The sequence below is a fragment of the Methylobacterium gregans genome (assembly GCF_022179245.1).
GTDB classification, from domain to species: domain Bacteria; phylum Pseudomonadota; class Alphaproteobacteria; order Rhizobiales; family Beijerinckiaceae; genus Methylobacterium; species Methylobacterium gregans.
Map to the genome: position 1 here is coordinate 1 of NZ_BPQM01000118.1, position 9,006 is coordinate 9,006.

The 9,006-nt window shown below is 70.1% G+C and carries 6 protein-coding genes; all 6 read right to left on the minus strand.

The genetic code is table 11. The features are described 5' to 3' along the window. Positions 1–342 precede the first annotated feature (342 nt). Positions 343–1,815, minus strand: a complete 1,473-nt coding sequence (locus tag MFF54_RS21065) for an NAD-dependent succinate-semialdehyde dehydrogenase (protein WP_238305897.1) — start codon at positions 1,813–1,815, stop codon at positions 343–345. Further along, positions 1,808–3,805: an acyl CoA:acetate/3-ketoacid CoA transferase gene (locus tag MFF54_RS21070; protein ID WP_238305899.1), complete on the minus strand. Its 1,998-nt coding sequence runs from the start codon at positions 3,803–3,805 to the stop codon at positions 1,808–1,810. Before MFF54_RS21070 ends, MFF54_RS21065 begins: the two co-directional genes overlap by 8 nt. A 19-nt stretch (positions 3,806–3,824) precedes the next feature. Then, complete coding sequence (gene phaC, locus MFF54_RS21075; RefSeq protein ID WP_238305909.1) at positions 3,825–4,931, minus strand: class III poly(R)-hydroxyalkanoic acid synthase subunit PhaC; 1,107 nt, start codon at positions 4,929–4,931, stop codon at positions 3,825–3,827. Beyond that, positions 4,928–5,719: a poly(R)-hydroxyalkanoic acid synthase subunit PhaE gene (locus MFF54_RS21080; protein WP_238305911.1), complete on the minus strand. Its 792-nt coding sequence runs from the start codon at positions 5,717–5,719 to the stop codon at positions 4,928–4,930. The genes phaC and MFF54_RS21080 overlap by 4 nt, the downstream gene beginning before the upstream one ends. 66 nt (positions 5,720–5,785) lie before the next feature. Continuing rightward, positions 5,786–6,964, minus strand: a complete 1,179-nt coding sequence (locus tag MFF54_RS21085) for an iron-containing alcohol dehydrogenase (protein ID WP_238305920.1) — start codon at positions 6,962–6,964, stop codon at positions 5,786–5,788. Positions 6,965–7,047: 83 nt separating this feature from the next. Continuing rightward, complete coding sequence (locus MFF54_RS21090; protein ID WP_238305927.1) at positions 7,048–8,706, minus strand: acetolactate synthase large subunit; 1,659 nt, start codon at positions 8,704–8,706, stop codon at positions 7,048–7,050. Positions 8,707–9,006 lie beyond the last annotated feature (300 nt).

Below are 9,006 nucleotides of genomic sequence, written 5' to 3' on the forward strand. Positions count from 1 at the left end.
ACCTCGCCGATGCGGATCTCGTTCAAGCGCACCATCGGCAGCATGCCCCAGTCGACCGCGAGGTCTGCGACCCGTGCGATGGGTCATACCCGCTCGGCCCGATCGATGGAAAGGGCGGACGCAGGCCCGCCGACGGCCCGAACGTCACAGGCTCGATCGCGGCGCCCCTGCGGGTTGGCGGACGCACGACCGGCCAACGGCTTCGCCGCTGCGGACCAACGCGAGCCGCGCCTCCACCGGCGCTCCACTGTCCGGATCGTGCGGCCGTCCGGCCGCAGGATGGCGCCGGAGCCGAGAGGATGCGGCGGGGAACGCGGGAGAGGGGCACTCTCCCGCGCTCGTTCAGGCGCCGAGACCGCCGACGCAGACGTACTTGGTGTTCAGGTAGTCCTCGATGCCCTGGTAGCCGCCCTCGCGGCCGACACCCGACTCCTTCACCCCGCCGAAGGGCGCCACCTCCGTGGTGATGATGCCCTCGTTGACGCCCACCATGCCGTATTCCAGCGCCTCCGAAACGCGGAAGGTGCGACCCAGATCGCGCGTGTAGAAGTAGCAGGCCAGACCGAACTCCGTGTCGTTGGCCATCGCGATCGCCTCCGCCTCGTCGCGGAAGCGGAAGAGCGGCGCCAGCGGCCCGAAGGTCTCCTCCTTGGCCACATCCATGCCCGGCACCACGTCGACCAGCACCGTCGGCTCGAAGAACGAGCCGCCCAGCGCGTGGCGCCGGCCGCCCGCGATCACCCGGGCGCCCTTGGCGGTGGCGTCGCGGATATGCGCCTCGATCTTCTCGACCGCGGCGTGGTCGATGAGCGGGCCCTGCACCACGCCCTCCTCGGCGCCGTTGCCGACCTTCAGGGCCTTGGCCGCCGCCGCCATCTTCTCCGCGAAGGCGTCGTAGATGCCGTCCTGCACCAGCACCCGGTTGGTACAGATGCAGGTCTGGCCGGAGTTGCGGTACTTGGCCAGCATCGCCCCCTCGACCGCCCGGTCGAGATCGGCGTCGTCGAAGACGATGAAGGGCGCGTTGCCGCCCAGCTCCATCGAGACCTTCTTCACCGTGCCGGCGGCCTGGCTCATCAGGAGCTTGCCGATCTCGGTCGAACCGGTGAACGTGACCTTCTTCACCAGCGGGTTGCCGGTAAGCTCCCCGCCGATCGCCCGGGCCGAGCCGGTAACGATCGAGACGAGGCCCGCCGGGATGCCGGCGCGCTCGCAGAGCAGGCCCCAGACCAAGCCCGAGAGCGGGGTCTGGGTTGCGGGCTTGATCACGATCGGGCAGCCGGCCGCGAGCGCGGGCGCGAGCTTGCGGGCGATCATCGAGGAGGGGAAGTTCCAGGGCGTGATCGCCGCGACCACGCCGACCGGCTCCTTGGTGACGAGGATGCGCCGGTTCGGCCAGGGCGAGGGGATGACGTCGCCGTAGACGCGCCGCGCCTCTTCGGCGAACCACGTGACGTAGCCCGCCGACATGCCGACCTCGGCGCGGGCCTCGGCGAGCGACTTGCCCTGCTCGGCGGTGAGGATGCGGGCGAGATCCTCCTGGTTCTCCAGGATCAGCGCCGCGAGCTTCTTGAGCAGGGTGGCGCGCTCGGCGGCCGTCCTGCCCCGCCAGGCCGGGTAGGCGGCGTGGGCCGCTTCGATCGCCCGGCGCGTCTCCTCGGCGCCCATATTGGGAACGCGCGCGACGACGGCGCCGGTTGCGGGGTTCGTCACCTCGATCGAGCCCGCGCCGCTCTTCGACCATTCGCCGCCGATCAGGCAGGCATCGACGAGCAGGCTCGGGTCCTTCAGGGACAGGGTCTCGGTCTCAGGCATTCTGTGGTTCCTTAGGAGGCTGCGGCGTGGCAGGCCGCGGCTTGATGGGCACGCTTTGGGCCGTGTTCCTCGCCTGTGCCTCTGCTTTTGTCTCGAACACGTGGGGCGCCAGATCGCGACTTGCCAGCGAGGCGCCGAGCTTCAGCCGCATGAAGGCGCTCGTGGTGTAACGGGCCGCAGTCGCGTAGTAGCGGTTCTCCAGATACGCGATGGTCGAGAAATAGGCGTCGCTCACGGTCGGGTCGCACTCGAACCCGTCGTAATTCGCCACGAGATGGACCTTGCGACCGATCTCCTGGCAGGCGCGCTCGTACTCGCGGCGCACCAGCTCCACGTCGTCGACCGTGCGGACCTGGAAGCCTTCGAGGTTCGAGAACAGGATGTTGCGCTCCGGATCGTAGCTGATGCGCTCTGCAAGAGAGAGGCCGAGCAGCCAGGGCTCCAGCCCCATCACGCCCTCGCGGAACAGGCGCGGATCCATCGGCTTCGGGTTCTGGACGATCGGCGCGAAGCCCATATGGGCGAGGATGTCCCGCTCGATGTCGATGCCGGGCGCCACCTCGACCAGCTCCATACCGGCCCGCGTGCGCCGGAAGACGCAGCGCTCCGTCACGTAGAGCACCGGCTGCCCGCGCTCGGCCGCGAAGCCTCCCGAGAAGGTCACCTGCTCCACCGCGTCGATGAACTTACGCGAGCGCCCCTCCTGCACGATGCGCAGCTGCCCGTCGTCGATGGCGATCTCCAGGCCGCCCGCCGTGAAGGTGCCGGCGAAGACGAGGCTCTTGGCGTTCTGCGAGATGTTGATGAAGCCGCCCGCGCCCGCGAGCCGCTTGCCGAAGCGGCTGACGTTGACGTTGCCTTGGCCGTCGCACTGGGCGAGGCCCAAGCAGGCGAGGTCGAGGCCGCCGCCGTCATAGAAGTCGAATTGCTGGTTCTGGTGCAGCACCGCCGCGGGGTTCAGCGCGGCGCCGAAATCGAGCCCGCCCTGGGGCAAGCCGCCGATCACGCCGGGCTCGGCCGTGAGCGTCAGGTAGCGCAGCACCCGCTCCTCGGCGGCCACCGCGGCCACGCCCTCCGGCATGCCGATGCCGAGATTGACGACGCCGCCGGGCGGCAGCTCGAAGGCGCAGCGCCGGGCGATCACCTTGCGCTCGTCGAGTCCGATCGGCGCGATCCGGTCCAGCGGCACGCGCTGGCGGCCCGTATAGGCGTGGTTGTAGGCGGTGCCATAGGTCTGGCGGTGGTTCTCCGGCTGGCTCAGCACCACGCAATCGACCAGCACGCCCGGGATCTGGACCTCGCGCGGGTTGAGCGAGCCGGTCTCGGCCAGCCGCTCCACCTGGGCGATCACGAAGCCGCCCGAGTTCTTGGCGGCCATCGCGGCCGCGAGGTTGTCGAGGGTGAGCGCCTCGCGCTCCATCGTGATGTTGCCGGCCGGATCCGCCGTGGTGCCGCGGATCAGCGCGACGTGGACGGGGAAGGCCCGGTAGTGCAGCCAGGGCTCGCCGCCGAGTTCGACCACGTTGACGAGGTCCTCGGTGGTCCGCGCGTTGAGCTTGCCGCCCTCCAGCCGCGGGTCCACGAAGGTGTTGAGCCCGACCTTGGTGATGTGGCCGGGTGTGTGCGCGGCAATCTCGCGGTAAAGGTGCGAGACCACGCCGAGCGGCAGGTTGTAGGCCTCGATCTCGCCCTCGACCGCCATGGCACCGAGCTTCGGCACCAGCGACCAGTGCCCTCCGACGACCCGCCGCACGAGGCCCGGCAGGGCCAGCCGGTTCAGCCCCCGCTCCTTGCCGTCGCCGGGGGCGGCCGCGAACATCAGCCCGAGATCGCGCGGCGCGCCCGTCGCCTCGAAGCGGCGGGCCAGCGCCAGGATCAGCTCGTCCGGCGTGCCGATGCCGACGAAGCCCGATACCGCCACCATGTCGCCGTCGTGGATGATCGCCGCGGCCTCGTCGGCGCTGACGATCTTGTTCTTCAGGCTGCCCATCGTGTCGCCCCTCCCGTCGTCAGCCGCGCGCGCTCAGCCAATCGGCGATGCCGGAGCCGAGCAGCGCCTGCGCCTTCCCGCCGACGAAGACGCCGACATGCCCGCCGGGCAGGCCGAGCTCCGTGTAGTCCTGCGTGCCGACCTTGGCGCCGAGCGCCCGCGAGGTGGCGGGCGGGATGATGTGGTCGTCCTGGGCGAAGACGTTGAGCACCGGGCAGGTGATCTGGCTGAGCTTCACCGTGCGGCCCGACAGCTCGAAGCGGCTCTCGACCAGCTTGTTCTCCTGGTAGAGGTCCTTCAGCCACTGCTTGGCCGCCTCGCCCGGATGGTCCGGCCGGTCGGCGATCCACTTCTCCATGCGCAGGAAGTTGAGGAACTTCTTCTTGTCGGCGAGCGCGTCGAGCAAGTCGAGGTTGTACTTCGTCAGCGTCCGCATCGGCGTCATCATCGAGAAGACCGAACCCATGAAGGCGCCAGGCAGCGACCCCTGCGACTCGATCAGCCGGTCGACGTCCTCGGGCGCGAGCGAGCGCGCCCAGAGATTGATGAAGCCGTGGCCCGGGCGGTTCTCGACCTGGTCGGCGTGGAAGTCGATCGGCGTGATGGTGAGCACCATCGCGTTGACCTGATCGGGGTTGAGCGCCGCGTAGCAGGTGGTGAAGACGCCGCCCTCGCAGATGCCGAGCAGGTTGACCTTCTCGCGGTTCGTGCGCTCCTGGATCTCGCCGACGCACTCGGCGAGATAGCCGTCGACGTAGTCGTCGATGGTGACGAAGCGCTCGGCCCGGCCTGGATTGCCCCAGTCGACCACCCAGAGGTCGAGGCCGAGGTTCAGGAGGTTGCGCACCAGCGAGCGGTCCTCCTGCAGGTCCGCCATCGTGTAGCGGCCGATCAGTCCGTAGACGATCAGCACCGGGGGCAGGCCCTTGGACTCGGCGAGCGGGCGGTAGCGGTAGAGCGAGACCTTATCCTGGCTCCAGACGAGGTCCTTCGGCGTGGTGGCGATCTGCACGTCGGCGTCGCGGATCTCGCCGAAGAGCTTGGCGCCCTCGGCGAGGCGGCGGCCGAGCGCGGAGGCTTCCGCCACGGCGTCGGCGGGCGTGATGGTGGGGCGGCTGCTGCTCACGCGGAGGCCTCCATCCGGCCGGTGCGCCGCGCGCGCTTGAGCGCCCGCAGCTCCCGGCGCAGTTCGGTGACGGTCTTGTGCAGGTCGTCGAGCTCGGAGCGGGTCGGGTAGCCGAACATCCGGCTGTAGAACTCGGCCAGCTCCCCCTGCGCGAGGCGCAGGTCGGTGGCCGCCTTCAGCGAGTCCCGCTGGCTCCTCAGGAAGGCCTCGGAGCGCTGCGTCTCGACCAGCACGTCGTTGGCCGTCTCGATCCAGAGCGCCATCAGGTCGCGGGCCGATTCGAGCGGCTTGCCGGCCTCGGCCTTCGCGTTCACCGCCTGCGAGAAGGCGCCGGTGGCCCGCGTCCAGGCCTCAAGCATCAGGGTGTTGTGCTCGAGGTTGCGCCGCCGGAGCGCCGTCCAGGCCGCGGTGAGCGCGGCGACCTTGCGCTCGACCTGGAACAGGTCGGCGAATTGCGGCCCCTCGGCCATGCGGCTGAGCGCGGCGTCGACCTCGCTGGTCGCCGAGAGCCAGCCGCGCGGGTCGAACACCTTGGCGAGCACCTCGGCCGCGACCGGATCCTGGCCCTCCTTGTCCTGAAGGCTCGTGGTGAAGCTCGTGGCGACCGCCTGCGCGTCGGCCCAGGCGCGCGCGTAGGCGGCCTGGGCCTTCTGCGCCGCCTCGGTGTCCGCCGCGAGAGCGGGGCCGGCCGCGAAGGCGCCCATCATGTTGGCCTGCGCCTCGGCGAAGGAGCGGGCGCCCCGCCCCCACAGCTCCGCCACCGCCTTCACGCTCTCGAAGGGATCCATCGACGCCGCCTCCCTGTCCCGAACCGTGCGCCGCCGGGCGTCCGGGCCCGGCGGGATCAGACCACCTCAGGCCGCCTGCTGCACCTTGCCGTCGAGCGCCTCGGCGTAGATCGCGTAGGCGTCCTGGTGGGTGACCTCGCGCGGGTTGTTCACGAGGAGGCGGGTCTGCTTCATCGCGTCGGTGGCCAGCCGCTCCAGGTCGTCCTGCTTCACACCGACCTCGGCGAGCGAGGACGGCACCTTGCAGTCCCGGCAGATCGCCGCGAGGCTCTCCACGAAGCGGGCGGCGGCCGCGTCCTCCGGCAGGTTGATCGCCTCCGGGTCGAGGATCGGCGCGAGCTCGGCGTAGAGCCCCTGCGCGTGGGAGAGGTTGAACCGCATCACGCCCATCAGCACGAGGGCGTTCGAGAGCCCGTGCGGCACGTGGAAGATCGCCCCGATGGGGTAGGCCAGCGCGTGCACGGCCGCGACCGGCGCGTTGGCGAAGGCCATGCCGGCCAGCATCGAGCCGAGCAGCATGCCGGAGCGCGCCTCGAGGTTCTTCGGCTCTGAGCAGGCGGTGCGGATATGGCCTGAGAGCAGCGCCAGCGCCTGCTTGGCGAGCTGGTCCGAGATCGGGTTCTTCTTGTTCTTGCTGGTGAAGGCCTCGATGGCGTGCACCATCGCGTCGATGCCGGTCGCCGCGGTGACGTGGGCCGGCAGCCCCAGGGTCAGCTCGGGGTCGAGCACCGCCCAGTCGGGTAGGAGCTTGTGGGAGACCACGCCCTTCTTCTCGGTGGTCGGGGTGGTGACGATCGAGATCGGCGTCACCTCGGAGCCGGTGCCGGCGGTGGTGGGCACGAGGATCAGGGGCAGGCGCTCGCCGAGTGCCAGGCCGACGCCGTAGATGTCGTCGAGGCGCTCGTCGGACTTGGCGAGGTAGGCCACCAGCTTGGCCGTATCGAGGGCCGAGCCGCCGCCGATGGAGAGCACGAGGTCGGTGCCGGCCTCGCGGGCCTTGGCGGCGGCCGCCTCGATGATGCCGGCCGGCGGGTCGGCCTTCACGTCGTCGTACACGTCGATCTGCACGCCCGCCCCGGCCAGCGCTGTCTCGGCCGCGGCGGTGAGCCCCGCATCCCGCACGCCGCGGTCGGTCACCAGCAGCACCCGCTTCGCCTTCAGCCCGGCCACGATCTCGGGCAGCTTCTTGGAGGCGCCGGCCTCGAACAGCACGTTCGGCGTGGTCTGGAAGGTGAAGGGCTTCATGGCGGCGTGTCCGTTCTCGGGTTCGACGTCGGGCCCGCGCGCCGGGGCGCGCGGGGATGTCAGCGGCCTCGGGCGCTTTGCCGTCAGGCGGTCGCCTCGGGGTGCGACGGCTTCACCTTCTCGCGCAGCTCGTTGACGAGCACGCGGGTGTTCTCCGAGTAGTCGATCGGCACCGCCACGAGGTGCACCCCGCCTGCCTGGAAGGCCCGCTCCAGCGTCGGCCCCAGATCCTCGACCGCGCCGACCCGGTGGCCGGTGGCGCCGTAGGATTCGGCGTACTTCACGAAGTCCGGGTTCTTGAAGGTCATGCCGTAATCCGGGAACGCGTCCACCGCCTGCTTCCAGCGGATCATGCCGTAGGCCGAATCGTCCAGGATCAGCACCACGAGGTTGAGGCCGAGGCGCACCGCGGTCTCCATCTCCTGGCTGTTCATCATGAAGCCGCCGTCGCCGCACACCGCCATGACGCGGCGGTTCGGGTAGAGCAGCGCCGCCATCATGGCCGAGGGCAGGCCCGCCCCCATCGTGGCCAGCGCGTTGTCGAGCAGCAGCGTGTTGGCGACGTAGGTGCGGTAGTTGCGCGCGAACCAGATCTTGTACATCCCGTTGTCGAGACACACGATCCCGTCCTCCGGGATGACCCGGCGCACGTCGCGCACCAGCCGCTGCGGGGTCACGGGGAAGCGGGCCTCGTCGGCCCGGTCCATGATCCGGTCGAGGATGTGCTCGCGGATCGAGAGCAGCGCGCCCGCGTTCGGCAACTGGCCCTCGAGCCGGTCGGCCAGCAGCTTCAGGGTGGGGCCGAGATCGCCCACCACCTCGGCGTCCGGATAGTAGACCTGCTCGACGTTGGCCGGCATGTAGCTGATGTGCAGGACCTTCTGGTTCGCCTGGCCCATGAAGAAGGGCGGCTTCTCAACCGTGTCGTGGCCGATGGCGATGATCAGGTCGGCCGCGTCGATCGCCTCGTGCACGTAGTCGCGCTCGGAGAGCGCGGCGGTGCCCATGTAGAGGTCCGAGCCGTGCGCGACCGTGCCCTTGCCCATCTGGGTGGTGAAGAAGGGGATCCGGGTGCGCTGCACGAAGCCGCCGAGGTCGCTCGTGGAGCGCGGGCGGGAGGCGGCGGCGCCCAGCATCACCAGCGGGCGCTTGGCGGCCAGGATCATCTCGGCGGCGCGCTCGATGGCCTTCGGGTGGGCGACCGGGATGTCGATCGGATGCGTCGGCACGGTGTAGGACTCGGCCTCTTCGGCCGCGATGTCCTCGGGCAGCTCCAGCAGGACCGGGCCGGGACGCTCCTCGGCGGCGACCCGGAAGGCGTCGCGCACGATGGTGGGGATGGAGGAGGCGGAGACGATCTGGCGGGCCATCTTGGTGATCGGCCGCATCGAGGCGATCACGTCGACGATCTGGAAGCGGGCCTGGCGCGAGGAGAGGATGCCCTTCTGGCCGGTGATGATGATCATCGGCATGGCGCCCAGATGCGCGTAGGCGGCGCCGGTGGAGAAGTTGAGCGCGCCCGGGCCGAGGGTGGCCAGGCACACGCCCGGCTTGCCGGTCAGCCGCCCGTAGGTCGCGGCCATGAAGGCGGCGGCCTGCTCGTGGCGGGTCAGCACGAGCTCGATCTTGGAGGTGCGCAAGCTCTCGACGATGTCGAGGTTCTCCTCGCCCGGGATGCCGAAGACGCGGTCAACGCCCTCGTTCTCAAGCGCTCGCACGAGCAGGTCGGATCCCTTCGGCATCCTCTCGGTCCCCTCTTGTCTCACCACGCCCGCCGCATCCGGCCGCACGGTTGATGTGTCGGATGGCAGTGGTTTCCGGCAAGCTGGTGCGCCGGACAACCAGTTCAGCCGACTGAAACCGGACCGGAGTATAGGATTCGGAGCGGATGAAAGCGGATCCGCTCCGTCGTGCCGGGGAAGGCAGCTTTCATGCCTACAAGCCCCGCGCGACGGGCGGCGGCGCCCCGCGCCCGGCAGGCGAGGCCGGCGGCGAGGTCATTCGGGTGCCCCGGGATGCGTTCTTCAGCGTCCGTAGATGTC